This is a genomic window from Arthrobacter sp. 10T416, assembly GCF_056394165.1.
Genome location: NZ_JBFTHI010000001.1, coordinates 512,604 through 538,247, shown reverse-complemented (window position 1 = coordinate 538,247; position 25,644 = coordinate 512,604). Strand labels below are relative to the sequence as shown.

General features: G+C 68.3%; 26 protein-coding genes and 2 riboswitches. Of the genes, 9 read left to right on the top strand and 17 right to left on the bottom strand.

Going from position 1 to position 25,644, the window contains the following annotated elements:
* Positions 1-258 precede the first annotated feature (258 nt).
* Both AC1DBE_RS02445 and AC1DBE_RS02440 read left to right on the top strand, forming a co-directional pair.
* Positions 259-3,387, top strand: coding sequence for an Ig-like domain-containing protein (locus AC1DBE_RS02445; protein WP_476969484.1), 3,129 nt, complete (start codon positions 259-261; stop codon positions 3,385-3,387).
* Between the two features lie 72 nt (positions 3,388-3,459).
* A complete protein-coding gene (locus AC1DBE_RS02440; protein WP_476879943.1) occupies positions 3,460-4,107 on the top strand; it encodes a DNA alkylation repair protein in 648 nt (215 codons plus the stop codon).
* On the opposite strand, the gene AC1DBE_RS02435 is transcribed toward AC1DBE_RS02440, so the two are convergent.
* The gene (locus AC1DBE_RS02435; protein ID WP_476879944.1) at positions 4,074-4,328 is read right to left on the bottom strand and encodes a hypothetical protein; all 255 of its coding nucleotides are present in this window, start codon (positions 4,326-4,328) and stop codon (positions 4,074-4,076) included. The two genes, AC1DBE_RS02440 and AC1DBE_RS02435, sit on opposite strands and share 34 nt — an antisense overlap.
* A 201-nt stretch (positions 4,329-4,529) precedes the next feature.
* Positions 4,530-4,695: riboswitch (cyclic di-AMP (ydaO/yuaA leader) on the top strand.
* 4 nt (positions 4,696-4,699) lie between these two features.
* Here AC1DBE_RS02435 and AC1DBE_RS02430 point away from each other — a divergent pair.
* Positions 4,700-5,452: an NlpC/P60 family protein gene (locus tag AC1DBE_RS02430; protein WP_476879945.1), complete on the top strand. Its 753-nt coding sequence runs from the start codon at positions 4,700-4,702 to the stop codon at positions 5,450-5,452.
* An 82-nt stretch (positions 5,453-5,534) separates the two neighbouring features.
* Here AC1DBE_RS02430 and AC1DBE_RS02425 read toward each other — a convergent pair whose 3' ends face one another.
* The 12 genes from AC1DBE_RS02425 to AC1DBE_RS02370 all read right to left on the bottom strand — a co-directional run bounded on the left by AC1DBE_RS02425 (position 5,535) and on the right by AC1DBE_RS02370 (position 17,074).
* On the bottom strand, positions 5,535-6,092 hold the full coding sequence (locus tag AC1DBE_RS02425; RefSeq protein WP_476879946.1) for a dihydrofolate reductase family protein: 558 nt from the start codon (positions 6,090-6,092) through the stop codon (positions 5,535-5,537).
* A gap of 54 nt (positions 6,093-6,146) precedes the next feature.
* Positions 6,147-6,524, bottom strand: a complete 378-nt coding sequence (locus AC1DBE_RS02420; RefSeq protein ID WP_476879947.1) for a cupin domain-containing protein — start codon at positions 6,522-6,524, stop codon at positions 6,147-6,149.
* Between the two features lie 85 nt (positions 6,525-6,609).
* The gene (locus tag AC1DBE_RS02415; protein WP_476969670.1) at positions 6,610-8,037 is read right to left on the bottom strand and encodes a DUF5129 domain-containing protein; all 1,428 of its coding nucleotides are present in this window, start codon (positions 8,035-8,037) and stop codon (positions 6,610-6,612) included.
* Between the two features lie 107 nt (positions 8,038-8,144).
* Positions 8,145-9,032 carry an esterase/lipase family protein gene (locus AC1DBE_RS02410; protein ID WP_476969483.1) on the bottom strand — a complete coding sequence of 296 codons (888 nt, stop codon included), beginning with the start codon at positions 9,030-9,032 and terminating at the stop codon, positions 8,145-8,147.
* 242 nt (positions 9,033-9,274) lie between these two features.
* Positions 9,275-10,429: a cation:proton antiporter gene (locus AC1DBE_RS02405; RefSeq protein WP_476969482.1), complete on the bottom strand. Its 1,155-nt coding sequence runs from the start codon at positions 10,427-10,429 to the stop codon at positions 9,275-9,277.
* A gap of 104 nt (positions 10,430-10,533) precedes the next feature.
* Positions 10,534-11,532, bottom strand: coding sequence for a sensor histidine kinase (locus AC1DBE_RS02400; protein WP_476879055.1), 999 nt, complete (start codon positions 11,530-11,532; stop codon positions 10,534-10,536).
* 7 nt (positions 11,533-11,539) lie between these two features.
* Positions 11,540-12,214, bottom strand: a complete 675-nt coding sequence (locus AC1DBE_RS02395) for a response regulator transcription factor (protein ID WP_476879056.1) — start codon at positions 12,212-12,214, stop codon at positions 11,540-11,542.
* A 4-nt stretch (positions 12,215-12,218) separates the two neighbouring features.
* The gene (locus AC1DBE_RS02390; RefSeq protein ID WP_476879057.1) at positions 12,219-12,965 is read right to left on the bottom strand and encodes a DedA family protein; all 747 of its coding nucleotides are present in this window, start codon (positions 12,963-12,965) and stop codon (positions 12,219-12,221) included.
* A 10-nt stretch (positions 12,966-12,975) separates the two neighbouring features.
* Positions 12,976-13,734: a phosphatase PAP2 family protein gene (locus AC1DBE_RS02385; protein WP_476879058.1), complete on the bottom strand. Its 759-nt coding sequence runs from the start codon at positions 13,732-13,734 to the stop codon at positions 12,976-12,978.
* A gap of 87 nt (positions 13,735-13,821) precedes the next feature.
* Complete coding sequence (locus tag AC1DBE_RS02380; RefSeq protein ID WP_476969481.1) at positions 13,822-15,012, bottom strand: alkaline phosphatase family protein; 1,191 nt, start codon at positions 15,010-15,012, stop codon at positions 13,822-13,824.
* Positions 15,009-16,274, bottom strand: coding sequence for an alkaline phosphatase family protein (locus AC1DBE_RS02375; protein WP_476969480.1), 1,266 nt, complete (start codon positions 16,272-16,274; stop codon positions 15,009-15,011). The genes AC1DBE_RS02380 and AC1DBE_RS02375 overlap by 4 nt, the downstream gene beginning before the upstream one ends.
* Positions 16,275-16,366: 92 nt before the next feature.
* Complete coding sequence (locus tag AC1DBE_RS02370; protein ID WP_476879073.1) at positions 16,367-17,074, bottom strand: endonuclease/exonuclease/phosphatase family protein; 708 nt, start codon at positions 17,072-17,074, stop codon at positions 16,367-16,369.
* 124 nt (positions 17,075-17,198) lie between these two features.
* On the opposite strand from AC1DBE_RS02370, the gene AC1DBE_RS02365 reads away from it, so the two are divergent.
* Entirely contained in the window at positions 17,199-18,002 is an 804-nt protein-coding gene (locus tag AC1DBE_RS02365; protein WP_476879061.1) for a thioesterase family protein, read from the top strand.
* A 19-nt stretch (positions 18,003-18,021) separates the two neighbouring features.
* On the opposite strand, the gene AC1DBE_RS02360 is transcribed toward AC1DBE_RS02365, so the two are convergent.
* Entirely contained in the window at positions 18,022-18,405 is a 384-nt protein-coding gene (locus tag AC1DBE_RS02360; RefSeq protein WP_476879062.1) for a DUF2177 family protein, read from the bottom strand.
* Between the two features lie 16 nt (positions 18,406-18,421).
* On the opposite strand from AC1DBE_RS02360, the gene AC1DBE_RS02355 reads away from it, so the two are divergent.
* A complete protein-coding gene (locus AC1DBE_RS02355; RefSeq protein ID WP_476879074.1) occupies positions 18,422-19,171 on the top strand; it encodes a lipoate--protein ligase family protein in 750 nt (249 codons plus the stop codon).
* A gap of 13 nt (positions 19,172-19,184) precedes the next feature.
* Here the strand turns inward: AC1DBE_RS02355 and AC1DBE_RS02350 are convergent, their stop codons facing one another.
* A complete protein-coding gene (locus AC1DBE_RS02350) occupies positions 19,185-19,688 on the bottom strand; it encodes a DinB family protein (RefSeq protein ID WP_476969479.1) in 504 nt (167 codons plus the stop codon).
* Positions 19,689-19,999: 311 nt separating this feature from the next.
* Positions 20,000-20,097: riboswitch (glycine riboswitch) on the top strand.
* 153 nt (positions 20,098-20,250) lie between these two features.
* Here AC1DBE_RS02350 and cycA point away from each other — a divergent pair.
* The 4 genes from cycA to AC1DBE_RS02330 are packed head-to-tail and all read left to right on the top strand — an operon-like array spanning position 20,251 to position 23,783.
* Positions 20,251-21,720: a D-serine/D-alanine/glycine transporter gene (gene cycA, locus AC1DBE_RS02345; RefSeq protein ID WP_476969478.1), complete on the top strand. Its 1,470-nt coding sequence runs from the start codon at positions 20,251-20,253 to the stop codon at positions 21,718-21,720.
* Positions 21,717-22,628, top strand: coding sequence for a formyltetrahydrofolate deformylase (purU, locus tag AC1DBE_RS02340; protein WP_476969477.1), 912 nt, complete (start codon positions 21,717-21,719; stop codon positions 22,626-22,628). The genes cycA and purU overlap by 4 nt, the downstream gene beginning before the upstream one ends.
* A gap of 34 nt (positions 22,629-22,662) precedes the next feature.
* The gene (locus tag AC1DBE_RS02335) at positions 22,663-23,553 is read left to right on the top strand and encodes a methylenetetrahydrofolate reductase (RefSeq protein ID WP_476969476.1); all 891 of its coding nucleotides are present in this window, start codon (positions 22,663-22,665) and stop codon (positions 23,551-23,553) included.
* A complete protein-coding gene (locus AC1DBE_RS02330) occupies positions 23,550-23,783 on the top strand; it encodes a hypothetical protein (protein WP_476969475.1) in 234 nt (77 codons plus the stop codon). Before AC1DBE_RS02335 ends, AC1DBE_RS02330 begins: the two co-directional genes overlap by 4 nt.
* A gap of 39 nt (positions 23,784-23,822) precedes the next feature.
* Here the strand turns inward: AC1DBE_RS02330 and AC1DBE_RS02325 are convergent, their stop codons facing one another.
* Both AC1DBE_RS02325 and AC1DBE_RS02320 read right to left on the bottom strand, forming a co-directional pair.
* The gene (locus tag AC1DBE_RS02325; protein ID WP_476969474.1) at positions 23,823-24,461 is read right to left on the bottom strand and encodes an MBL fold metallo-hydrolase; all 639 of its coding nucleotides are present in this window, start codon (positions 24,459-24,461) and stop codon (positions 23,823-23,825) included.
* Positions 24,458-25,543: an S-(hydroxymethyl)mycothiol dehydrogenase gene (locus AC1DBE_RS02320; protein ID WP_476969473.1), complete on the bottom strand. Its 1,086-nt coding sequence runs from the start codon at positions 25,541-25,543 to the stop codon at positions 24,458-24,460. The genes AC1DBE_RS02325 and AC1DBE_RS02320 overlap by 4 nt, the downstream gene beginning before the upstream one ends.
* Between the last annotated feature and the right edge of the window lie 101 nt (positions 25,544-25,644).

Genomic DNA, 25,644 nt, shown 5'->3' with positions numbered 1-25,644 from the left:
GGAGGGACCAAGTAGTGCGGCACGAAAAGCGCGAAATGCCCCGCAGAAGACGGGTGGAGCCCACTCGCGACCCCGTCTTTCCGCGCTTTTAGGCTCCTGAGTACTGGGTCATGAAAGTCAAATGCAGTGGTCAGAAATCGGGTCTCAACCATGCGTGCAGCAACAGAATCTGGGGTAACTGTCGATCAAATCCGCCGGCATGCCGGCCGGCGGCGCCGAGGCGCTAAACCGCGCTCGCAGGGCGCCTGGGCCGGGCTGTTGGCAGCCTCACTGACGCTCGCCGGGCTGAGCGTCGGTGCCGGTGCTGCCGCCGACGTCGGCACCATCGCCCACGACCTGCTGCGGACCGGGTGGGACAGCAACGAGACCATCCTGTCGCCGACGTCGGTCGCGTCCTCGAACTTCGGCAAACTGTTCTCCGCAACGGTGGACGGCCAGGTCTACGCCCAACCCCTGGTGGTGGGCGGCACCGTGATAGCCGCGACCGAGAACAACAACGCCTACGGCCTGGACAGCAGCACCGGAGCGCTGAGGTGGCAGCGGAACCTCGGGCCGGCGTGGCCGTCCGCAACCGTCAGCTGCGGCGACCTCGCCCCCAACGTAGGTGTCACCTCGACCCCTGTCTACGACGCCGCGACCAACAGTGTTTTTATGCTGGCCAAGACGAACGACGGCGCCACCCCGCAGCTCCCGCACTGGTACATGCACTCCCTGGACCGGACCACGGGTGCCGAACGGCCCGGATTCCCCGTCCTGATCGGGGGCGCCCCGACCAACGACCCGACCCGGCCGTTCAACGCCATGACCGCCATGCAGCGGCCCGGGTTGTTGCTGCTGGGCGGGGTTGTGTACGCCGGTTTCGCGAGCCACTGTGACTGGGCGCCATTCGTGGGCTACGTCGTCGGTGTTTCTACCGCCGGCCGCCAGACCACCATGTGGGCCACCGAATCGGGCAACAGCAGCGCGGAGGGCGGCATCTGGCAGTCCGGCGGGGGACTGGTCTCCGACGGCGCCGGCCAGATCCTCTTCTCCACCGGCAACGGCATCTCCCCGAAAGCCGGTCCCGGGAAGACCCCGCCCGCCACCCTGGCCGAGTCCGTCGTCCGGCTCACCGTCGGCGCCGACGGCAACCTCAAACCCACCGACTTCTTCAGCCCCGCCAACAACGCCAAGCTGGACCAGAACGACGCCGACCTCGGATCCGGTGCGCCCATCGCCATCCCGGCCGGCTATGGAACCGCAGCGCATCCCCGGCTGCTGGTGCAGGTCGGGAAGGACGGGCGCGTCTACCTGCTGGACCGGGACAACCTGGGCGGCATGGGGCAGGGGGCCGGCGGTACCGATGCGGTCGTCGACGAGGCCGGGCCGTACAGCGGAGTCTGGGGACGGCCGGCCTTCCTTGGGACCACCAGCGGCGGCTACGTCTACACCGTCGAGAACAAGGGGTACCTCCGGGCGCATAAGCTCCTGCCCAGCAGCACCGGCGGCATCCAGCTGGCCTCGGTCGGGACCTCCGTAGGCACGTTCGGCTATACCTCCGGGGCCCCGTCCGTAACCTCCAACGGCACCAACGCGTCCACCGCCCTGGTGTGGGCGGTCTACGTCACCGGCCCCACCGGTACCGGAGCTGAGCTTCGGGCTTACCGCGCCCTTCCGGACAGCGCCGGCAAACTCCAGCAGGTCTTCACTGCGCCGCTGGGCATTGCAGCCAAGTTCTCAACTGTGGCAACCGACAACGGCCGGGTCTACGTCGGGACGCGGGACGGCCACATCATCGGGTTCGGCGCGCCGACCACGTCCGCGATGGGCACCGCCAGCGGAGACCTCGGGACGGCTGAGGTCGGCACGGTGAAGACCGGCTCCGTGACCATCACCGCCACACGCGCCGTCACGGTTCAGACCGTCACGGCGGCCGCTCCGTTCGGGATTGGCACGCTGGCGCTGCCGCGCACGCTGGCGAACGGGGCGAGCTTGACGGTTCCGGTGACGTTCGCGCCGGCAGCCCCGGGACAGGCGGACGGGGCGCTGACTGTCACCATGGCCGACGGCGAGGTGGACCTTTTGGGGGTCCATGCCATAGGAACCAAGGAAGGCCTGGGCGCCACTCCGGCGACGCTCACCTACACCAGTGTCCCGACCCAAACCAGCAGCCGGCAGACGGTCAACGTCGTCAACACGGGCCTGAGCGTTGCAACCGTTACGGGTGTGACCCTGCCGGCCAATGCATCCCTGAGCGTCGACCCCGCCACGGTTCCGGCGGTGGGCCAGGTCATCCAGCCCCTCACCTCGGTCCCTGTCTCGGTGACGTTCAGCCCCACAACGGCGACCCCCGTCACTGACCAGCTGGTGGTCACCACCAACCGCGGCTCGCTGACCGTCCCCGTGAACGCCACCGCCGTCTCGGGAGCGGCCCACCTGCAGCTCCCGCCGTCCCTGGCGTTCGGCAATGTTCCGATCGGGACCTCGGCCACGTGGGACTTCACGATTGTGAACACCGGCAATATCCCAATGACCATCACCAAGGCGAAGGCGCCGCTCGGGGTCTTCTCCACCACCAATCCCATCGCCGAAGGCCTCGTGATCCCCGCGGGTGAATCCGCCTACCAGAGCGTCACGTTCAAGCCCACGGCGGTCGGCCAGGCCGGAACCGCGGACACCTACTACCTGATTACCGCCGACGACGGGCAGGGCGCGCAGAAGGTCATGCTCACCGGGGCCGGCGTCGATGACCCCATCGCCCTGAAGGCCTACCAGACCGGCGCCGGCGACCCGAGGTCGGTTTTGGGCAGGTCGCTGACCCTGGAGTACCCGGTCGGGGCAGGAAAGTGCCAGGACTACGTCAAGGGCGTCATCTGCTGGTCCCAGGCCACCGGGGCGCACTGGGTGGGCGGCGCCATCTACGCCCGCTACAAGGCCATGGGCGGGGCCGCCGGAATCCTCGGGTTCCCGACCACTGACCAGCTGACCACCCCGGACACGATCGGCCGGTACGGCCACTTCTCCGGCTCGGGCGGGGCCTCGATCTACTGGTCACCCGCCACCGGGGCGCACTACATTGTGGGGGTCATCCGGGCCAAGTGGACGGCGATGGGCCGGGAGCGCGGCCCGCTCGGTTATCCGACGCAGGACGAGACCCGCACCCCGGACGGGCTGGGACGCTACAACCACTTCGCCGGCTCGTCCGGATCGTCCATCTACTGGACCGCGAAGACAGGCGCCCACTTTGTCCTGGGCGCGATCCGCGGCCGCTGGACTGCCCTGGGCAGGGAAAGCGGACGGCTCGGGTACCCCACCACGGATGAGTACGCGGTCACCGTCGGCCGGGCCTCGGACTTCCAGCGGGGCCGGCTGACCTGGAACCGGACAACCAGGCTGGTCACCGGCTGAGACGGGCCACGGCCGCCGCGCGGCGCACCGCAGCGGCGGCACACCCCGGCGGCGGCACGACAGAATGGACCCATGAGCGAAGCCGGTGAATTCATTGACTCGGCCCTGCAGCGGGAGGGCTCGTGGCAGCGGGCGGAGGAGGCCCGGGCCCGTTTCGGGACCGGGCTGGCAAGCTACGGTTCATCCGTCGGGGCCATCCGGGGAACGGTCCGGGACGCACTGCGGCGGTACCGGAACCTAAGCCATGACGACATCACCGCCCTCTGCTCGGAACTGTGGGAGGCGCCCGTCTTCGAGCGCCGGTTCGCCGCCGTCGTCCTGCTCCAGTCCCGCCTTCCGGTGCTGGATAACTCGGACCTGACCCGGATCGAAGGTTTCCTGCGGACCGCGCGCCTGCGCGAGCTGGCCGATCCGCTGGCGACCGACGTCGTCGGGCCGCTCACCGCAGGCCTCGCCGGCCAGAACCGTTCCCGCGCGGAGGCCGTGCTGGGCCGCTGGCTGCAGGATCCGGACGATTGGCTGCGGCGGGCCGCCCTGCTGGCCCCGCTCCGCGGGCTCCGGGCCGGGGACGGCGACTGGGACCGCTGGCAGCGGCAGGCGGGGCTGGCCCGGACGGGGACCGCGGACGACGCCGGGCTGGTCCGGGAAGCAGTCGAAACGGGCGGTACGGAAAAGGCGAAGAGCGGTTACGTGCCGGGCCGGCGCTCCACCACGGCGTAGGCTTTCCCGTCCAGGAACTGCCAGTCCGTGACCACCATAAACCCCAGCGCGTCCACCCGGTCGTTCAGGACGTGCACATCGAAGCCCCCGTCACGCGGCTCGGCGTCCCAGGTGCCGACATGGATCTCGGTTCCTTCCAGGACCAGCAATTCGGTGTTGACATCAAAATCCTCCCGGGGCTGGTCGCTCAGCTGGCAGATTGCCACACAGGGACTGGTCATGTTCGGGCCTCCGCTCCGGGAACGCTGGATGCCTTCATCCTATGCGCGGCGGGGCACCCGGACGTAGGAAAATTTTGCCGCCACAACACGGTCCCGTTACCTGAATGTGACAATCCGGCGCGGAGTCGTTACCGTTGATGGGTGCCTGTTTGTATCCGATACGGGCGCTCCCGAGCCGATTGCCTAACTCTGCCGCGGCCCGGGATCCGAATGCAACCATCTGGCAGAGACGGGGAAACCACTTTCGACCTGCGCTCTTAGCGGGTCTTGGGGTGAAGCCGCACAGCGTCCGTTTCAGACGGGCCCGCGGCCGGGTGCCTCCCATCCGAATCCGACAGCTCACCTCGCAGGCATTGGGAGAGGCAACATTCATGTCTTCAAGCATTACTTCTGCGCGCCATCGCTCCGACGCAACCGCCGGGCGGGGTTCAGCATTCTCGGTCAAGTCCGGCACCATCGGCCGCCAGGCCGCGGTGATCTTCGCAGCCTCCGGCCTGGTCCTCACCAGCGGCATGGCCGCCAACGCCGCCACCGCACCGGCCGAGCGTGACGCCGCCCCGGCATCCTCCGTGGACGTCGGCAGCAAGGTTTCGGCGCCCGTCTCGGCGGACTCCGCCGTGCGCATCAGCTTCGACCGCCCGGCAGTCGCCACCACGCCGGCACCCGTCATCGAACAGCCGAAGCCCGTGGCTGCGGCACCGGCTCCCGCCGCCGTCCCCGCCCCTGTGGTTGCCCAGGCTCCGGCCGCACCCCAGATCACGGTCCAGGCAAAGGCTGCAGTCGCACCTGCCCCGGCAGCCGGCGGAGTCAACGCCGCGATGCTCTCGGCCGCCTACAGCCAGATCGGTATCACCCAGGACTGCACCGCCATGGTCGAAAAGGCCCTGGGCGCAGCCGGCATCCCGGTGGGCGACCTTGGTCCGCAGCAGTTCATGAACTACGGCAAGGTTGTCAGCACCCCGCAGCCTGGCGACATGATCGTCCAGTCCGGCCACGTGGCCATCTACGCCGGCGACGGCCAGGCCATCAGTGGTGGCATGAACGGCAGCAACCAGACCATCAAGCACCCCCTGTCGTGGCTCACCGCCACCGGCAGCGTGACGTTCGTCCGCGCCGGCGCCTAATTACCGCGCAAGGCCTCTTTCCAAGGCCGGCGGCCGGTTGCCCTCGGGCACCCGGCCGCCGGCCTTTTGGTGTTTTGAACGCCTAGCTGCCGTACCGCAGCAGGACCACGCCGTTGCCGAACCTGCGGGTTTCAGCGAGGGCCATTGCCGTCCTGCCCTCCGCAGGCTTGAACAACGGCTTACCCCGGCCCAGCAGGACGGGATGGACAAAGATCCAGTACTCGTCGATCAGTCCGTGCCGGCGGAAAGTGTCTGCAAGTTCCGCGCCGCCGAGCGCCAGGTCCCCGCCGGGCTCGGCCTTGAGCGCCAGCACCTCCTCCGCAACGACGTCGCGCACCACCGTGGTGTTCCAGCCGGCTTCCCGGAGGGTCCGGGAGTAGACGATTTTCGGCATGTCACGCCAGATCCGGGCAAACTCGACCTCCCGCGGTGAGCTGTCCGGGTCCTGGTCCGCCGTCGGCCAGTAGTCGGCCATCAGCTGGTAGGTGACCCGGCCATCCAGGAACGCCCCCATGGTGCTTAGCTGGTCGTTAAAGTAGCCGTGGAGTTCGTCATCGACCATGTGCCAGCCAATGTCGCCGTCCGGTCCCTCGAAGAAGCCGTCCAGGGAAACCTGCATCGCTACGATGATCTTCCGCATGGCCCGAGCGTACCCGTGGCCCCGCCGCCACGGGAAGGGCCGTGCGGGTGGTGCCTAGTCCGGTAATTTGGCGTAGGCGGCCGCACTCAGGAACTCAACCCCGACGAACGGATCGCCGCCTTCAACCCAGGCGTCGTGGCCCGGCGGAATGGTGTAGGAGTCGCCGGCGGCGATGTCGATCCGGCCGCCGTCGGTGGTCTCGACAGTCAGCTTGCCAGACACGCAGAAGCCAACGTGGCTGTTCTGGCAGGAATCAGTGTTCACCACGGGTTTGATGCATTCGGACCAGCGCCATCCCGGCTCGAAACTCAGCCGGCCGATGGTGTAGTCGCCGACCGACACGATGTCGATCTCGCTCTTGTCCGGCCGGCGCTTTTCATCAGGGGAATTGTGGGATTTTACTTGCAGCTGGGTGACAACGTTGGTGGACATTGCACTCCCTCTTTTCGCTCAGGGAATTTAACTGCTTACGGAGCCAAGAATCCTCGGTTGGCCGCCGGTTGTCGATACACCTTTCCTAGAAGCTGGAGGAGCTCCCGGAACCGGAAAAACTGCCGCCCGAGCCGCCGTATCCCGTGGTGCTTCCGCCCCGGGCTGAGCTGACGCTGGAAACCCCGGTGCTGAGCCCAGTATTAAAGGTGGGGACCGAGAAAAAGTAGTACGACGGATACACCGTGCCCAGGATGCTTGGCTCGTAACTGCGCCGTTGCTTCTTCCCCGTTCCTTCCTGCGCTTCCTCCATCTGCGTCCGCATGAGCTCGGCCTCCCGGTCATTGCGTGCATAGCCCGCGATTACCGTGTCGGCGTGGGCCTTGAGCAGCCCGGACAGTTCAGTCCTGGCGTCGCGCAAGCGGTCAAGCGCCGTCTCAGGGGTGATGGTGCCGTCCGCGAGGTCTGCGGTCCAGCGTTCCATGTCCCGCTGGCTGGCGTCGCGGAAGGACCGCAGGGAAGCGGCCGTCGCGGAATCGCCTTCACCGTGGCCCTTGGCGAGCATGCCCTCAATGCCGGCCAGGTCGCTGCGGAACGGTGCCAGTTGACGGTCCCACGCCGTCGCCCACGTGGACCCGCGGTTCAGCAGGGCGTTTGTGTCGGCGATGACGTCGTCCAGGGCATCGAGTTCCGCGGCCGCATCGGCGTACTCCCGGGCCAGCGCCAGGCCGGGCCTGCGTGAGAGTTCCCGGGACGTCAGCGCGTGTACCTGGTTGGAGAGGCCCGTGGCGGCTTTATAGCGGCTCAGGAAGGTGCGGTGTTTCTCCAGCACCGTGCTGCCGTAGCGCGAGGACGCCGGGATGGTGCCTGCGTTGAGTTCGGTCACCTGCAGGTCCATGCTGACGTTGGAGTAGTTTGCGTCACCGCGGGCAATTTCCCTGCGGCTTCCCACCCGGGTGCGCCACCGCACCAGCAACCAGGCGCCCGCACCGGCCACCACCGTTCCTGCGGCGCTCCAGGCGGTGACCAGGAAGGCGGTGGAGCGGTACCAGGGCTGGTTGATTAGTTCCGCGCCGCGGCGGATGCCGGCAATGGTCCCGTCCGTCCACTGGGCGTCGCGCAGCAGTTCCTTGGCTGCGTCCTGGATGTCGGTGCGCTGCTCCAGGGATACCTTCCGGTCTTCGCCCATGTAGGTCCCGACGTGCCGGCCCACCGGATCCAGCGCGAAGATGAACAGGCCGTCGGCCCATTTCTGGCCGTCCTTGCTGATCCAGTCCGGGTGCTCCGCCCGGGCGAAGCGCAGGACCTCTTCATTCAGATTGTCCGCCGCGCTGCCGTTGTACGTATATATGGCGACGGTGGTGGGCTGGTAGAACTCGATCTGCTGCACGGCCGGGAGCAGCGTATTGCGGTCCAGGACCCCGGCCTTGTCCTCCACGACGACGCCGACCGGCGCAACAGCGAACGCCGCCGCGGCGGGTCCCAGCAGGAGACCCGCCACGGCGGTGAACAGCATTAGTACAGCCGGCGGTTTGTGGCCAAAGACGTTCCGGATGATCCCCATGGTCAGAGACTAGTGTCTGCTGCCGGCGTCGTCGACGATCAGAAGCCCCCGGTTCCCGGTTAGACGCAGCTTGGCCGGTACGCAGGATCCGCCGGCTGCCCGGCGGGCCGGCCCAGCGCGTTGGAGACGAGGCGCTGCACCACGGGGTCGTTCGGCGTCTGGTCGTGCTCGATCACATCCGCCGGGCACTTGTCCTGGATGGTGATGTTGGTGACCTTCTGCGCGGATCCGGCCAGGAACTGGCTCTGGTACGGGGTCACTACCTCATCGTGCGTGGTGGAGATGACGGTGTACACCGGTCCGGCCACGGTGTCTCCGATGGAGTTCAGCTTGGTCAGGAACGCGGAGCCGGCCTGCTGGTCGGCGCAGGCCTGGCAATTGGAGCCGCCAACCGACGTTGCCGGCGGCACGGAGCCCGGGACCGGTGTAATCAGTCCCTGGGTCCCGTGGTTCGACGGGGCGATGCCCACCAGCTGGTTGACCTTTTTCGCCCCGTTCAGGAACCCCAGGTAGTACCGGGGCATCATCCCGCCCTGGCTGTGCCCCACCAGGTCCACCTGCTTTGCGCCGGTCGAGGCCAGCACGGCATCAACGAACGGGGCAAGCTGGGCTGCGGAGTCGGCGACCGGTCCGGTGGCATCGATCCCGTTGGTCGCTCCGTAATTGAGGGCATAGACGCAGTAGCCCTGGTTCTTAAGGGCAGGCGACATGGTGGCCCAGTTCTTCGCCATGTTCTCAAAGGTGCCCGGGACGAGGATCACGGGACGGGGGTGCGCCGCGCTGGGCTTGCAGGACCAGTCGTTTGCCCCGGGCGGGGAGATGTCCACGGTGTCTGCGGTGGCCGCGGGGGCCGACGCCAGGGATCCGCAGAGCAGGGCGATGGCTGCGAGCGCGGCGGACTTGGCGACTGCGCGGGCCGGTCGGGACGCAATATTGGGCTGGGTCACGGGACTACCTCTTAGGTTGGGCCCCTCAGCGGTGAGGGGCTTGATGGATGCAGGCGAGTTGCCGGCCCTTCCCCACTGTGACCTGACTCACGCCAACCCTTTCCACGGTAGGGACCATGGCGCGACGTTCAGAGGATTCTGCACGTTTGTGCACGATTATTTGGTCGAAGGGGGTTACTTTCCGGTAACCGGGGCGGGCAGCGTGCACGTTTTCGCGTTTCGCACCTCCGGTTTCCGCTGGCTTAGCCGACGGCTGCGGCGCCGGACGGCGGGGCGAAGTCCCGGGCGGCCCGCGATCCCGCCCAGGCGCTCGCGGCGATAGTCACCAGCGCGCCCAGGAGCAGGGCCGCGTTCTCTCCGGGCTGCAGGACATGGAGCTGTGTGCCGATGCTGGCTGCCGCCACCGGCACACCCAGCTGGGCGGCGGAGAGTACGCCGAGCGGCAGCGGCACTCCGAACACCCTGAGGCCGGCATGGAGCAGAAGGGTGCCGATCCCCAGCGACAATCCCAGGAGGACCATGTCCGGATGCCCGGCGAGGTCACGCAGGTTAAGGGAAGCGCCCAGCCAGACGAAAAAGATGGGGCCAAGAAAGCCGTCGCTCACGGCAAAAAGCTGGCGGGCCAGGCGCCGGGGTTCGCCGACGGCGGAGACCACCAGTCCGAACGAGAACCCCGCCAGCATCACCGATACGTGGCCGAAGCTCGCCACTCCGGCCAGGGCAAACAGCAGTGCCAGCTGGATCCGCAGCTCCAGGGCAAACTTGCGGTCCTCGGACAACCGGTGCATCCGCTGCCGGGTCCCGTTTCGCTCCAGGGCTCGCAGCACGAAGAAGAGGGCGACGGCGGCGGCTCCCACCGCGAGCGCCCCCAGGGCGGCGCGTCCTGCATTCGGCGGGTCCACCGCCAGCGGCAGGGCGAGAATGCAGGCGATGTCGGCAATGGCCACCTGGGCTGTCGTGGCGACGACGTCCGGTCCGCGCAGGCGCAGTGAGTCGACGATCGGGAGCACCAGGGCCGCGGACGAGGACGCCAGGAGCACGGCGTACAACGGGGCATGGCCGGTGCCGAACGCCAGGCCCACCCCCGTGCCGACGATCACTGCCGCCGCGGCCGCCAGCGCGGTCCGGGCCGACCCCTTCCCCAGGGCCGCTCGGATTTCCGGGTCCCGGACCGGGACGTGGGTTCCGGCGACGAACATCATCAGTGCGAAGCCGATGCTGGCCAAGAGGCTGAGGGTGGGGTCTTCGGGATCGACGAGGGAGAAGCCGGTCCGGCCTATCACCACGCCGGCGAGCAGCTCGCCGAGGACAACGGGCAGCCGCCAGCGGGCCGGCAATGCGAGGAGCGGCCCGGCCAGCGCGACCACCGCGATCAGCGACAGGGACAGGAACGTCATCCGGTGCCTGCCCGGCTGGCACGCGTCCTGCATTCTCTCGCCATGGAATGAGAGTAGCCCCGCGGACGTTCGGGTGCCCGCGTCTGGGCGCCCCGGCGTCGGAGTTAGGGTGCGGCCGGGGGAAGGATGATCTGCATAACCGTTCCGTCGGCCCCCGTCCGGGCAACCTCAACGGTGCCGCCGGCAGCCATGGCAATTTCACGGACCAGGGACAGGCCGATGCCGAAGCTCCGCTGGCGTGCGGCGCCGTCGGACCCGGGCGTCCGGACAAAACGGTCGAAGATGCGCTCCTGATCGACGCCGGTGATCCCCGTCCCGGTGTCCGCCACGGTGATAACAGCCTGGTGCGGCGTGGCCTCGGTTGAAATGGAGACCCGGCCGCCCGGGGGAGTGTGGGCAAGGGCGTTGTCCGCGAGTGCCAGCACCGCACGGCGCAGCGCGTTCCGTTCGATCCGGGCGTGCGGACGGTCGACGGCGGAGAAATCCACGCTGACGTTGCCGGCGGCCGCCAGCTGCTCGAGGCTCTCGGCGACGGAGGCCGCGACGTCGGCCAGATCCACCGGTTCGGCGGCCGGGTCCGGGGTGTCGGCCGTGGCCGCCAGCAGGAGTTCGTTGACGATCCCGGTGAGTGTTGCCGCGTCCTCTCGGATCCGGGCCAGCTGCCTGGCCGCCGCTGACTCCGGCTCTGCGCCGCGCTGCGCCAGCTGGATGCGGGTATCCAGGATGGCGAGCGGGGTGCGGAGTTCGTGGCTGGCGTCCTGGACGAACCTGCGCTGCAGGGCCAGGGCTTCGCCCAGCGGCCGGATGGCGCTGCGGGCGCTGAGCCACCCCACCAGCCCGGCGAGCGCGATGCCGGCGACTCCGGCAACGATCATGGCCTCGAGCAGGTCCTTCGAGTCCAGGTAGGCGTAGGTTGTGCCGCCAGGGCCCGGGGGCACCAGCTCCGGCCGGGCAAGTTTGTTCATCAGATACAGGGCGGCTACGGCGAGCAGGCCCAGGACCATCACGGCGCAGGCAGCACTGATGCGCACAGCCACCTTCAGGGATGCCCTGCGCAGGGTGGACTGGTCCGGGGTTCCACCGCGCGATGGTCCTGGTGTCATCTCTTCCTTAGTCATCGGCGTCGCCGATCTGGTAGCCGACGCCGTGGACGGTCCGGATGACGGACCGGGTGATCTTGCGGCGGAGGTGGTGGACGTAGGTGTCGATCACTCCGGGCTGGTCCGTGGGGTCGAACAGGGCGGCCAAGAGCTCGTCGCGGGTAAACACCCGGCCGGGTTCGGCGGCCAGGGCTGCCAGGAGTTCGGATTCCTTCGCCGTCAGCGACACCAGCCCGCCGTACACCGAGCGGACAGTGCGCGAGGACGGGTCCAGCTCCCAGCCGCCGATGGTGACCGGCCCGCCGGCCGGGGCGTAGCTGCGGGTCAGTGCGCGCAGCCGTGCGGCCAGCTCGCCGGCGTCGAAGGGTTTGGTGACGTAGTCGTTGGCGCCGGCATCCAGCCCGCGGACCTTCTCGTCCGGCTCCGCCAGCGCAGTCAGGATCAGGATGGGCGTGGCGATTCCCTTGGACCGCAGGGCCGCGATCACGGCTATCCCGTCCATCCCGGGCAGGCCGCGGTCGATCACCAGCACGTCCCACGGCTCGGTGAGGCCCAGGTGCAGGCCGTCCTGGCCGTTGGCGGCCAGGCGCACGCGGTAGTCCGGTTCCAGCAGTTCGGCGATCAGCGGTCCCAGGACGGGGTCGTCCTCGACGAGCAGGAGGGCGGGCCGGTCAGTGACTGTCATGCGGCTATTCTTTCGCGGCCAGCTCCCGGTTGGGTTCGACGTCGCCCGTGTCGCCGCCGTCCGCGGCCGGCGTGCCACCGGCATCCGCGGCGTCGCGCCGGTTCTGGCGGCGGCGCTTGAGCAGTTGGATGATCCAGGGAACGACCGAGACGAGGACCATAACGACGGCGATGACGTCGATGTTCTTGGCGATGATCTCGTAGTGGCCCAGCCAGGTACCGAGCAGGGTCACGGACACCGCCCACGCGAACGCCCCGACGATGTTCCAGAGCGTGAAGGCCTTGTACCCGTAGCGGCCGATGCCGGCGGTCAGCGGCGCGAACGTCCGCACCATGGGCACAAACCGGGCAAGTACGACGGCGGCACCACCGTGCCGGCGGAAGAACTCCTCGGTGGTTGCCAGGTGGGCGGTCTTGAGGATCCGTGCGTCATCTTTGAACCACCGTCGGCCGAAGGTGCGCCCCAGCATGTAGCCGACCTGGTCGCCCGCCACGGCGGCAGCGGTGACGACGCCGATCAGCACGGGCAATGTCAGGTGGAGCTGCTGGTGCAGCAGTCCGGCGGTGAAGAGCAGGGAATCGCCGGGCAGGAACGGGAACAGGACGCCGGACTCCACAAACACCATGGCGGCGATGACGCCGAGGGCGGCGGGTCCGAGCCCGGCGAGCAGGCTGGCCGGGTCCAGCAGGGACGGCGTGCCGGCCGCGGCCGCCAGGGCCGGGGCCAGCCCGGTGGTCAAAATGCTGTGCATGGTCACGTCCTTAGGGTCGGTGTGCGCGGACGACGGCGGCGGGCAGCCTGTCGACAAGCCGCGGCGCGAAGCGGTTCCAGAGTCCGGAGAGCAGAACGACAGCAGCTCCTGCGGCCAGGAACGAGCCTGTGACGTCAGTGGGGTAGTGGACCCCGATGTATAGGCGTGACCAGGCAACCACGAGGGCCATGGCGGCGCCGGCGTAGGCGGCCACCTTGGACCAGCGGGTGCCGCGGGCCAGGAAGTAGAGCGCGAAGGCGAGGGCGACGGCGAAGGAGACGTGGCCGGAGGGGAAGCTGTCCGTTCCTGACTCGGGGGCCAGCGGATCGAACAGCTGGGCCTGATCGGGCCGGTGGCGGGCGATCAGGAGTTTGAAGACCTCGCTCGCCGCCCAGCCGGAGCAGGCAACCAGGCCGAACGCCACAGCCGTGACGAGGTCGCGGCGGAACAGCAGGACGCAGAGCGCGATGGCGCCGATCAGCACCAGCCCGGGCAGCGGGCCGAACAGCACACTGATGCCCATGGCGAGCGCGGTCAGCGCCGCGGCGTGGTGCTGGCTGAGGCCCTGGTCCACACTTAGCTCGGCCTGGGTGTCGCCCGGCACCAGCTGAACGGTCAGGCCCAGGGCGATCACGGCGGCGCAAAGGAGCAGGCCCACCAGGAGCCAGTGGCGGACCTGCGGGAGTGCCCGGAAGCGCAGCCCGGCGGCGGGCGGGCCCACCGGGAAGCTGGGTGGTGCTAGGCGGTCCTCAGGGGCAGGTCCAGTCATCGAATCCTCCGGCTCGGTGGTGGGCGCGCAGTCACGCGCCCACCACCAGTCTTCCGTGCGCCGTTTAAGAAACGCTTAAGAAGTGGCTTAGACCCCGGCGTTGTAAACGTCCAGGCCGAAGCGGTTCAGCCCGGGAGTCCCGGCGTAGCCCAGGTACGGCAGGCCGAAGGTGTCTTGGATGCTGGCCAGCAGGCTGTAGTGGTTGTAGGGCGTGGTGGACCAGGTGCCGCCCTTGGTGAAGGGCGAGAGCACCAGTGCGCCCACCCGGCCGCCGCCGGGGCCCGTGATGCCCGGCAGCGCGGAATTCGGTCCCGGGCCCTCGCCGCAGCACGCACTGGCGTCACTCTGCGGTCCGTCCGATTCGTCGAAGGTGATCACCAGGACCCCGTCCTGTTTGAACGCGGGGGAGGAGGTGATGGCGGGCACCCACTGCTTGAGCCACGCGTCGGCGCTGGCCAGGCCGCCCGGCTGTCCATCGACGCAGGGGGAGTCGTGGCCGTCGTGGCAGAGGTTGGGGGTGATCATGGACAGGTTTGGGGTGGAGGCGGCGGAGGCGAGGTCCGTTTTCAGGGATGTGAGGTCGACGTCGTTGGCAGCGCAATCGGGCGGGCCCGTGATCCCGGCGAAGTAGACGAAGGGGTTGCGGCGGGCCGCGTACTGGTCCCCGACTTTGGCTTTCTGGGTGTCGTCAACGGCGCCCAGGGCGGGGTGCCGGCACGGGGTTCCCATGTCCTCCATGTATCCCTTCCACGTCTTGCCGGCGGCCTTCAGCTGGCCGGCGACCGTGGGCACGCTGGGCGGGAAGACGCACCCGTCACCCACGGCCTGGCCGGGGCTGGCCGTGCCGGTGCCGGTGAACGGCGTGTAGCTCTGGCAGTCGGCCTGCATCTGGGGGTTTGGGCCCTGCCCGGAAATCTGGGCCACGTAGTTGGGCTGCGAGTTGTGGGCCGTGCCGAAGTACTGGTTCAACAGCACACCCTGGCTCCGGAGCGTCTGCGAAAGGTAGGGCGCGGCCGACGCCGGTCCCCATGTTTCGTCATACCCCTTGTTTTCCAGGTTGATCACAAAGACGTGCTTGGCGCCGGGCAGGTAACTGCCTGCGGCGGCCGTTGCGGGAGCCGCGGCGTTTGCCGGTGTGCCTGCCGTCGCGGACGGGGGCCCGTAGCTGAGTGCCGCGGCGCCGAGCAGCACCAGCGCGGCCGCAGCGGCCCTCCGGAGGTAGCGGCGGCTGCGGCCGCGGGGCTGCGCGGTGGCGGGCGGTGCGGTGGTGGTGTTCACGGGAGCTTCCATCCGTCGGCGAGGGCTTTCTGTTTCAGGCCGGACCATTCCTCGGCCGCCGGCGGTCCTACGGGAGTGCAGGCCGGCCCGGCGGCGAAGGGCGGCACGAGGTACTTGGGGGCGGCGAGGTTGGGCGGTGTCCCGAAGTCCAGGACTTCGGCGATGTTGCGGGCCGCGGTGTCGCGCGGGGTCAGCGGGGGCAGGTTCCAGCGCCATTCGATCGCCTTGAGGACCGAGCTGTGGTCGTAGACGTCGTGCGCCACGTACCGGCGCCGGGCACGCGGGGAGATCACCACGGAGGGGACCCGGAAGCCGCGCAGCGCGGTGGCGGCGCTGGTGTCGGGGGCGGCGGCCGGTGCGACGTGGTCGAAGAAGCCACCCCACTCGTCGTAGTTGACCATCAGCAGAGTGTTGGCCCAGCCCGGTCCGCTGGTGACAGCGTTGTAGACCTCGGCGAGGAACGTCTCGCCGGAGCGGATGTCCGCGTGGGGGTGGTCATCACCCGAGGTGCCGGAGCCCTCGTCGGTGAACCGCGGGTCGACGAACGACACCGCCGGCAGCGTCCCCGCCGAGCAGTCCGTGAGGAACTCCGAGTAGTGGTGTGAGATGCCCTGGTACTTGGTGCCCCACAGCGCGGTGAAGGGGATGTCGCCGTAGTAGTACTTGCCGGCGACGCCGGCGGCGGCCAGCCGGTCCCAGATGGTGGGCAGGGTGGACGTGACGGTCGAGTTATGGATCCGGTCCGTGGCCGCGGAGTGCTGGTAGAAGCGGTTGGGATAGGTCTCGGCCATGGTCGCCGCGAAGTACCGGTCGCAGACGGTCCAGTCCGGGCCGGCCTGCCGCCAGAAGTCGAGGTCGGCGGCGTCGTAGTAGCCGACGGCGAACTCGTCGTTCTCGCCGGCCAGGAGCCAGCCGTTGTTCTTGCCGCCGTTGTACTGGATCCGGCCGCCCTCGTAGGAGTGGTCCGGGTCAGGATGGCCGCAGCCCTGGAAGTCCGTCAGGTGATGGGTCGCATGCGGGATCCCGTAGCGGTCCGTGAAGCTGAGCCCGGACTGTTTGCCGTCCGCGCCGGGCATCCAGCCCAGGAAGTGGTCAAAGGAGCGGTTCTCCATCATCACCACGATGATGTGCTCGATTCCGGAGCCTGCCGGCGTCGGCAGGGCCGCTGCCGTCTGGGCCGCACGGGCCGCGCCCCCGGTGGCGAGGGCGGTGGCCGCGACGGTCCGGGCGGCGGTCATAAAGTGACGTCGAGTTAAGTTCACGCCCAAAAGTAGATCACGAAAAGATCACGGGTCCGGGCCGTTTGTTGGCCCGTTCATGAACAGTTAACCGGGTGTTTAGCAGCCCGAGTGGCTCAGGCCGCGCCGCTCACCCCGGTGGCGCCCTTGGCGTCCTGCCCGTACTCCGCCGTGATGAGGATGGGCAGGTGGTCGGAGGCGCCGCGGGGCAGCGTTTCGACGTTGTCAATCATCAGGCCCTGGGACGTGGCGAAATCAAAGTGGCCCTTGAACACCTTGTACCGGGTGTAGGTCCTCCGGTCGCTGAGCGAGAGTTCGTAGCCCGCGTCCTTCATCTGCTCCGTCAGGTACTTGGTGAAGAACGGATAGTTGAAGTCGCCCACCATCAGCGTCATCGGCCCGCCGCCCATGCTCAGCAGTTCCCCGTGCGCGGCGTGGATCTGGTTCCGGCGCAGGGAGTTCGAGGCCGTAAGCGGCGCGGCGTGGAAGGAGGCGATCACCAGGTCATGGTCTGTTTGGTTGTCCACCACCCGGGTGCCGATCAGCCGTTCGTGTGCTGGTGCCAGGACCCGGTCGTGCAGGGATTTCTTCAGCGCGAAGGTCTTGGTCTCGTAGGCGGTGAAACGGTCCTGGCGGTAGTAGATGGCCAGGCCCAGCCGGTTGCCTCGCGTGGCGTCCGCCAGCTGAAGGTCGCCGATGCTGTCCGGCAGGTCTTCGGTGTCGCACTCCTGGAGGCAGAGCGCATCGATTGCATAGCCGCTGGCCAGGGCTTCCAGTTCGCCGCTGGCCTTGTGTTTCCGGAGGTTGTAGCTGATTACTCGGATCAGGGGGAGCACCTCTTCGCACGATAGTCGGGGTAAGCCTGATCCCGAGTCTACCCAGTCCGGCCGGGGGAGGAGGCGATAGGGTGGTGGGGATTCTCTGATTGTTGCTGCGAAAGGGTCGACGTTGACTGCTGAATTACCGGTGCTGGCCGAGGGCGATTTCTACTACGAGGTGCTCGGCGGCGGGCGTTTCCGCTCCACCGTCCACGCCCAGGGCGCCTGGAACGAGCACGAACAGCACATGGCACCGGCGTCGGGCATTATGGCCGACTGCCTGGCCCGGCACGAGCCGCGCGATGACATGCGCATGGCCCGCATCAGCTATGAGATCCTCGGCCTCATCCCCGGCGGCGAATTCGAGGTCACCACCACCACGCTGCGCCCCGGCCGCACCATCGAACTGCTGCAGGCCGAGTTGGTTGCCGGCGGCCGCGTGGCCATCCGGGCGACGGCCTGGCGGATGGTGACCTCCGATACCTCGGCTGTCGCCGCGTTTGAAGATCCGCGGATCCCGGCACCGGAGAATTGCGAGCCGTACGACGCCGCCACGGTCTGGCCCGGCGGGTACATCGCCTCCCTGAGCATGCGGATCGCCGAGGGGCACCGTGCCGGTTCCGGAACCGTCTGGCTGCACACCGACTACCCGCTGACCGACCGGGCGGACAGCAGCGACCTCGCCCGGCTGATCGGACTGGTGGATACGGCCAACGGCATTGCCGCCCGGGTTCCGCCGGGAAAGGGCAGCTACGCGTTCCCCAACCTGGACCTCCAGATCCACATGTACCGGCGGCCCGAGGGCGAGTGGCTTGGCCTGGACAACGAGGTCTCCTTCGGTACGGACGGCATCGGCCTGACCTCCACCGTGCTGCACGACCTCACGGGACCGTTCGGGCGAGCCGAACAGATCCTGACGCTGCGGAAGAGCTGACCGGCGGCCGCGGCGCCGGCTAGTGGAAAACGAGCCAGCCGACGACGGTGGCCAGGCCGGTCAGGAACGCGCCCCAGAGGATGTCCGCGACCACGATCGCCAGCGGCCAGTTTTTCAGGGTGGCGGCGTTGGTGAGGTCATAGGTTGCATAGGCGAAGCCGCCCAGCGCGGCGCCGTAACCCAGCGCCGTCAGCCAGCTGCCGCCGTCGAGCGCGGGCCGGAGGGCAAAGAAGAGGATCCCGGCGATGTACAGCACGTAGAACACCACGGCGTACCCTAGATGGGGCTTGTCCGACATCAGGTGGCCCAAGTGCCGGCGGTAGAACTTGTTCATCGACTTGAGCCAGACGGCGTCGATGACGGCGAACGCGGCGGCTACCACCAGGAATTGCAGAATGACCATAAGGGAGCATAACAACATGCAGCAGGCCGCGGCGGGACCCCGGAACCTGACGGTGTTCCGGCAGGATCACTCCCTCGGCCCGGCGGCGGACCTCGACTTCGCCCTGACCCTTCTGCAGCGGGTCAAGACCGGGTCCCTGGTCCCCCTGCTGCGGCTCTACCGGCCCGCCCCCACGGTGGCGTTCGGCCAGCGTGACACCCACTTGCCCGGCTTTGACGCCGCCACCCTGGCCTGCCGGGAACTTGGTTTCGAACCGCTGGTCCGGAAGGCCGGGGGCAGGGCCGCCGCGTACCACGAGGGCACCCTGGTGATCGACCACCTGGAGCCCCATGCTGACGCGATTGCCGGGGCCAAAGGCCGGTTCTCCCTCTTCGGCGAGCTGCTGGCGCAGGCCCTGCGCGACGCCGGGGTGGCGGCCGCTGTCGGCGAGATTCCGGGGGAGTACTGCCCGGGCGAATTCAGTGTCCACGGCCGGGATCCCCTGGTCCCGGAGCACCCCATCAAGCTGGTCGGCACCGCCCAGCGAGTGGTGGCCGGCGGCTGGCTGTTCAGCTCCGTGATCATCGTGGAGAACTCCGCGCCCATCAGGGCAGTCCTCGAGGCGAGTTACGCCGCGCTGGGCCTTGACTGGGACCCGGCCACCGCCGGCGCCGCCGATGACCTGGTCCCGGGCCTGGACGTGCCCGCCGTGGAGGCAGCCGTACTGGCCGCCTACGCCCGGTACGCCACGCTCGACGACGGCGACTTCGGCGCCCTGCTGCCCTAACGGCCGAGACGGCTCACGCTGGGCGGGCGGCCAGGAGCTGTTCGCGCAGGATATCGGCGTGCCCGCAGTGCTGGGCCAGTTCCCGCAACAGGTGCAGGTAAACCCACCGCAGCGGCAGCGGGCCGCGCCTGTTTCCGGTCACCAGGTGGTCCAGGGCGAGAGGTGCGGCGCGCTCACGCGATTGGGCGCAGGCTTCCCGGTACGCGGCCTGGACGCCGGCGATCGAGTCATCGGGAGCCAGGATGAAGGACTCGTCCGGGGTGGCCGGAATACCGATGTCCTGCCGGCTGCGGCGGGTGATGGCCTCGTCGAACCAGACCTTCTCCACGAACGTGGCGTGCTTGACCAGCCCCAGCAGCGTGGTGCGGGAGGTGACCAGGGACGCGCGGGCCTCCTGTTCGGTCATTCCGTCCAGGCAATCGTGCAGCGCGGCCCGGTGTTCGTCGAGGAATGCGTCGAACTGCGTCCGCAGATCCGCGGCGAAAATACCGGGCTCCGTGCTGGGGTGATGGCTCATAGGGCCACATCCTAATAGCACCCGGCCCGGCACCGGCCCCTGCGGCCCCTCCGGCCCGGCCGGTGCTATCCGCCCGGAGGACCTACCGGCGGGTAGCGCCAGAACGCGGGCTGCGTCACAAATCCGGCGGTTTGACTTTCCGGCGTGATCCATCCCACACTGAATCCGCCGGACAATCCTTCCGAGGAGGTCCCGGCGATCATGTTTGGCGGTTACCGGCCCGAGCCAGGGCACGGCAACCATGACGACGCGTTCTTGCCCGGAGCCACCCTCCGCAGCGCCGCGCCACCCCCTATAAGTAAACAAGCCTATGATCTGCGGCGGGAGAGTCCTGCCGGTACATGCAGCAGGCGCCGTAGGAGCAAATCCTCCCCAGGAATCTCTCAGGCCCACGTACCGCCGCGGCGAGGCAACTCTGGAAAGCAGCCGGATCATTTCCCGGCTCACCGACGGTGCAAGCGGTTCCTGCGGGGGCAGGTACGCGGAAACTCTCAGGTCCAAGACAGAGCGGGGAGGAACCCGAATCATCGTGGCACCAGCCACTTGAACGATGGAGTTCCTTATGACGATTCAGCGACCACCTTCCACCATGGTTGAAGCTCCCCACCTCGAGCGGCAGCTCAGCAACCGGCACATCCAGCTCATCGCGATCGGCGGCGCCATCGGCACGGGCCTGTTTATGGGCTCGGGCAAGACCATCTCCGCGGCCGGCCCCTCGGTCATTTTCGTCTACATGATCATCGGCTTCATGCTGTTCTTCGTCATGCGGGCCATGGGCGAACTGTTGCTCTCCAACCTGCACTACAAGTCCTTCAGCGATTTCGCCGCCGATCTGCTGGGCCCGTGGGCGGGCTTCTTCACCGGGTGGACGTACTGGTTCTGCTGGGTGATCACCGGCATTGCCGACGTTATTGCCATTGCCGGGTACTCCCAGGAACTCTGGCCCGGCCTGCCCCTCTGGATTCCGGGCCTGGTCACCATCGCGATCCTGCTGCTGCTGAACCTGACCACCGTCAAGGCCTTCGGCGAGACCGAATTCTGGTTCGCGCTGATCAAGATCGTCGCGATCGCGGCGTTGATTGTTGTGGGCCTGTTTATGATCTTCAGCGGGTTCAGCTCCGACGCCGGACCCGCGACTTTCAGTAACCTCTGGAGCCACGGCGGCTTCTTCCCGAACGAGTTCATGGGCTTTGTGGCCGGCTTCCAGATCGCCGTCTTCGCCTTCGTCGGCATCGAACTGGTCGGCACCACCGCAGCCGAGGCCAAGGACCCCGAGAAAAACCTGCCGCGGGCCATCAACTCCATTCCGATCCGTGTCCTGCTGTTCTACGTCGGCGCACTTATCATCCTGATGTCGGTCACGCCGTGGACCCAGTTCGCCGCCGGACACAGCCCGTTCATCGCCATGTTCTCCCTGGCCGGCCTCGGCGCCGCCGCCACCGTGGTCAACCTGGTGGTCCTGACCTCGGCCATGTCCTCGGCCAACTCCGGGATTTACTCCACCTCCCGCATGGTCTACGGCCTCGCCCAGGAAGGTGACGCCCCCGCCCGCTTCGCAGCGCTGTCCCGCCGCAAGGTTCCGCAGAACGCCTTGTTCCTTTCGTGCGTGCTGCTGCTCTCCGGCGTCGTGCTGATGTACGCGGGGGAGAACATCGGCAAGGCCTTCGAAATGGTTACAACCGTCTCCGCCGTCTGCTTCGTCTTCGTGTGGTCCATCATCCTGGCCAGCTACCTGGCCTTCCGCAGGCGCCGCCCGCAGCTGCACGATGCCTCGAAGTTCAAGATGCCCGGCGGCGTGCCCATGGTCTGGGTCGTCTTCGCCTTCTTCGCCTTCGTGCTCTGGACGCTGACCACGCAGCCGGACACGCTGTCGGCCCTGCTGGTGACGCCGGTCTGGTTCATCATCCTCGGCGCCGCATGGCTGGTCCTGCGCCGCCGTCCGGTGCACCTGGCCCGTTACGAGGCCTTCAAGGCCGAACTCCAGTCCGAGCAGGATGAAGCTGCCGGTTCCCGGAAGGTGGATAGCCTGTGAGCACCGCAGCAACCCCACAGTCCGGCGGCCCCGCAGCTGTACAGCGGGAGGAGCCCGGCGCCGAGTTCGTCCTCACCCTCGACTGCGCCGAATCACCCGGCATCATCAACGCGGTGTCCAAATTCCTGCTGGACCACGGCTGCAACATTGTGGACATCAAGCAGTTCGGCGACCGGCTCGTGGAGCACTTCTTTATGCGCGTGCACTTCGTCTCAACCGGCACCGCGGCGGACGTCGAGGAGCTCCGGCAGGATTTCGCGCCGGTCGCCGCCGAGTGGGCGATGACCTGGCGGCTGGAACGCCACGGCCGGAAGCAACGGATCCTCGTTATGGTCTCCAAATACGGGCACTGCCTGAACGATCTTCTCTTCCGCGCCAGAATCGGTGAACTCCCGGTCGAGATTGTCGCCGTCGTGTCCAACCACCCGGACCACGAGGGCCTGGTCACCTGGCACGGGATCCCCTTCCACCACGTGCCCGTCAGCCCCGCGACCAAGCCGGAGGCGGAAGCAACGCTCCTGGACCTGGTGGAGGCGTACAACGTGGAACTTGTGGTCCTCGCCCGGTACATGCAGGTCCTCAGCGACAACCTCACGGCCAGGCTCGCCGGCAGGGCCATCAACATCCACCACTCCTTCCTGCCGAGCTTCAAAGGAGCCAAGCCCTACCACCAGGCTTACGCCCGCGGCGTCAAGACTGTCGGGGCCACGGCGCACTACGTGAACTCGGAACTGGATGAGGGGCCGATCATCGCCCAGCAGGTCATCGAGGTGGACCACACCTATACCCCGGAGGACCTCGTCGCCGTGGGCCGGGACGCCGAATGCAAGGCCCTGACGAACGCCGTCCGCTGGCACTCCGAGGGGCGCATCATCCTCTCAGGGAACCGCACCGTCATCCTGCGCTGACCCGCGCCCGCCTGCCCAAATTCTGGAGTTCCCTGTGAAGACCCACCTTCCTCTGTCAACCGCGTCCCATGCCCCGTCCGCCCAGCCGGATTGCGCCCCGGCAGACACCACACTGCCGGCGCGGCTGGAAATCATTCCCACCTCCGGCATCGTCACCAGAGTCCAGGCCGGACTTGCGCCGGGGGCGGCGCTGACCGTGACCTGCCTTCCCCATCACGGTGTCCAACCCACCCTGGAAACAGCCGTCCAGCTGCGCGGGCTCGGCTACAGCGTGGTCCCGCATCTGGCGGCGAGGAGCCTTGAAAGCCGGGCGCAATTGGCCGGCATCCTCACCGAGTGCCGGACCGCGGGGATTACCGAGGTTTTTGCCGTCGGCGGTGATGCCGCGCAGCCGGCCGGCCCGTACCAGAACAGTGCACGGCTCCTGGAGGACATCGCCGATTTGTCCGGCGGGTCCATGTCGGCCGGCGTTGCCGGGTACCCGGAAGGGCATCCCGGGCAAAGCCAGCTGTACATGCTGGATGCGCTGCTGGAAAAACAGCACCTCGCCACCAGCGTGGTGACGCAGATGTGCTTCTCGGCGGCCCGGATCAGTTGGTATGTCGAGTTGCTCCGCCGCGAAGGCGTCACCCTTCCGGTGTGGGCCGGCGTCGCCGGGTCCGTTCCACGGACCAAGCTCATTTCGCTGGCGACCAAGATCGGGGTGGGACCGTCCCTGCGGTTCATCAGCCGCAAGGGCCCGCTGGCCCGGCGGCTCCTCGACGGCGGCAACTACTCGCCCAGCCGCCTCGTGGCCGAATTGTCGGCGGCGCAGCCGGCCCTGGCGGGCGTCCACCTCTATACATTCAACAACCTGGAACCGTACGCGGCCGCCGGCGTAACGGCGGCTTCTGGAACGGCGGCGCCGGTGGAGCGGCAGCCATGACCGCGCCGGCCGGCGACCCCAGGCAGCTCCCGCGTACCGGGTGGCGGCTGCCGTGGGCAGCCCTGCCGCGCGGCCTGCCGGTACGGATCACGGCCGGCGGCCGTTACCTGGGGCCGGGAACCGTGGACGGGTCGACGCCGGACGGTGCGGTGATGTGGGTCCGCTTCAACGGCCTCGAGGGCCGCCGTATGTTCCACCGCGACGACACGGTGTTCGTCGAAGTGGGCTAGTCGAAGTCGGCTGGGCGGCGGTGGCGGCCCGCGGCGCTGTCAGTGGCCGCGGGCTATCCACTCCTCCAGGTGCGGCGCCTCGGCGCCCACCGTCGTCGAATCGCCATGACCGGTGCGCACCACGGTGTCTGCGGGCAGCGTGAGCAGCCGGTCGCGGATGGACCCGATGATGGTGGGGAAGTCGCTGAAGGACCGGCCGGTGGCGCCCGGACCGCCCTGGAAGAGCGTGTCACCGGTGAAGACGGTTCCCTCGGCGGGCAGGTAGAAGCTCACCGAGCCGGGGGAGTGGCCCGGGGTGTGCAGTGCTTCGAGGCGGGCCCCGGCCACCTCGAACGTGTCGCCGTCGTCAATGCCGTGCTCCGGTTCGGTCCCGGGGAAGACGCGGTCCCACAGCATCCAGTCCTGCTGGTTCAGGTAGACCGGGGCGTTGACCAGGCTGCGGAAGGCGCCGACCGCTGCGATGTGGTCGTCGTGGCCGTGGGTGAGCAGGATGGCCTTGACGTTCCGGCCGGCGACGGCGGCCGCGGTGGCGCCGGCGTCGTGGGCGGGGTCGATCACCACGCATTCCTGGTCGTTGCCGACGATCCAGACGTTGTTGTCCACGTCCCATGTGCCGCCGTCGAGCGAGAACGTCCCGGACGTGACCAGGCGGTCGATCCGCAGTGCTCCGCCGCTCACAGTTCCACCACCGAACGCAGCACGGCACCGTCGTGCATCTTGTCGAAGGCGTCCTCGATCTGGTCGATGGTGATCCGCTCCGTGACGAAAGCGTCGAGGTCGAGCCTGCCCTGCCGGTACAGGTCGATCAGCATGGGGAAGTCGCGGGATGGGAGGCAGTCGCCGTACCAGGAGGACTTCAAGGCACCGCCGCGGCCGAAGACGTCCAGCAGTGGCAGTTCCAGGGTCATCTCCGGGCTGGGAACACCCACCAGGACCACGGTGCCGGCGAGGTCGCGGGCATAAAACGCCTGCTTGTAGGTCTCCGGGCGGCCGACGGCGTCGATCACGACGTCGGCGCCGAAGCCGCCGGTCAGTTCGCGGATCGCCTCGACCGGATCCACGCCGGAGGAGTCCACGGTGTGGGTTGCGCCGAGCTCCTTGGCGCGATCGAGCTTCTTGGCGTCGATGTCCACCGCGATGACAGTGGTGGCGCCGGCCAGGGCCGCGCCGGCCACGGCCGCCACGCCCACTCCGCCGCAGCCGATCACGGCCACGGAATCGCCGCGGCCGACGTTGCCGGTGTTGATGGCGGCGCCGAGGCCGGCCATCACGCCGCAGCCGAGCAGGCCGATGGCGGCGGGGTCGGCGTCGGGGTCCACCTTGGTGCACTGCCCGGCGGCCACCAGGGTTTTCTCGGCGAAGGCGCCAATGCCGAGCGCAGCGGTGAGCTCCGTGCCGTCCGCCAGGGTCATCTTCTGGGTGGCGTTGTGCGTGTTGAAGCAGTACTGCGGCTCGCCGCGGCGGCACGCGCGGCACTCGCCGCAGACAGCGCGCCAGTTCAGGACAACCCGGTCACCGGGGGCAACGTCGGTCACGCCGGGCCCCACCGCGCTGACCACCCCGGTGGCCTCATGGCCGAGCAGGAACGGGAAGTCGTCGTTGATGGCGCCCTGCTTGTAGTGCAGGTCCGTGTGGCAGACCCCGCAGGTGAGGATATCCACCAGGGCCTCGCCGGGCCCGGGGTCCGGAACCAGGATGGTCTCCAGGGTGACGGGGGCGTTCTTGGAGCGGACGACCGCGCCTTTGACTTCGTGGACCATGGGTGGCTCCTTTCATCACCGCGTCCGCGACGGGATGCGGCACGGCGCGGAACCCCGGGGTCAGCAGGGAGTCCGCGCCGTGGTGGTGTGGTGGTGGGTGT

Bases quoted from the DNA above. Each gene is read 5' to 3' on its own strand.
- AC1DBE_RS02360 (WP_476879062.1), bottom strand. From the start codon at position 18,405: ATGGTCATTCTGCAATTCCTGGTGGTAGCCGCCGCGTTCGCCGTCATC.
- AC1DBE_RS02425 (WP_476879946.1), bottom strand. From the start codon at position 6,092: ATGCGGAAGATCATCGTAGCGATGCAGGTTTCCCTGGACGGCTTCTTC.
- AC1DBE_RS02350 (WP_476969479.1), bottom strand. From the start codon at position 19,688: ATGAGCCATCACCCCAGCACGGAGCCCGGTATTTTCGCCGCGGATCTG.
- cycA (WP_476969478.1), top strand. From the start codon at position 20,251: ATGACGATTCAGCGACCACCTTCCACCATGGTTGAAGCTCCCCACCTC.
- AC1DBE_RS02395 (WP_476879056.1), bottom strand. From the start codon at position 12,214: ATGACAGTCACTGACCGGCCCGCCCTCCTGCTCGTCGAGGACGACCCC.
- AC1DBE_RS02415 (WP_476969670.1), bottom strand. From the start codon at position 8,037: ATGCTGTTCACCGCCGTGGCGGGTCTCCTGCTGGGACCCGCCGCGGCG.
- AC1DBE_RS02435 (WP_476879944.1), bottom strand. From the start codon at position 4,328: ATGACCAGTCCCTGTGTGGCAATCTGCCAGCTGAGCGACCAGCCCCGG.
- AC1DBE_RS02440 (WP_476879943.1), top strand. From the start codon at position 3,460: ATGAGCGAAGCCGGTGAATTCATTGACTCGGCCCTGCAGCGGGAGGGC.
- AC1DBE_RS02400 (WP_476879055.1), bottom strand. From the start codon at position 11,532: ATGACACCAGGACCATCGCGCGGTGGAACCCCGGACCAGTCCACCCTG.
- AC1DBE_RS02320 (WP_476969473.1), bottom strand. From the start codon at position 25,543: ATGGTCCACGAAGTCAAAGGCGCGGTCGTCCGCTCCAAGAACGCCCCC.
- AC1DBE_RS02420 (WP_476879947.1), bottom strand. From the start codon at position 6,524: ATGTCCACCAACGTTGTCACCCAGCTGCAAGTAAAATCCCACAATTCC.
- AC1DBE_RS02405 (WP_476969482.1), bottom strand. From the start codon at position 10,429: ATGACGTTCCTGTCCCTGTCGCTGATCGCGGTGGTCGCGCTGGCCGGG.
- AC1DBE_RS02355 (WP_476879074.1), top strand. From the start codon at position 18,422: ATGCAGCAGGCCGCGGCGGGACCCCGGAACCTGACGGTGTTCCGGCAG.
- AC1DBE_RS02385 (WP_476879058.1), bottom strand. From the start codon at position 13,734: ATGACTGGACCTGCCCCTGAGGACCGCCTAGCACCACCCAGCTTCCCG.
- AC1DBE_RS02430 (WP_476879945.1), top strand. From the start codon at position 4,700: ATGTCTTCAAGCATTACTTCTGCGCGCCATCGCTCCGACGCAACCGCC.
- AC1DBE_RS02330 (WP_476969475.1), top strand. From the start codon at position 23,550: ATGACCGCGCCGGCCGGCGACCCCAGGCAGCTCCCGCGTACCGGGTGG.
- AC1DBE_RS02390 (WP_476879057.1), bottom strand. From the start codon at position 12,965: ATGCACAGCATTTTGACCACCGGGCTGGCCCCGGCCCTGGCGGCCGCG.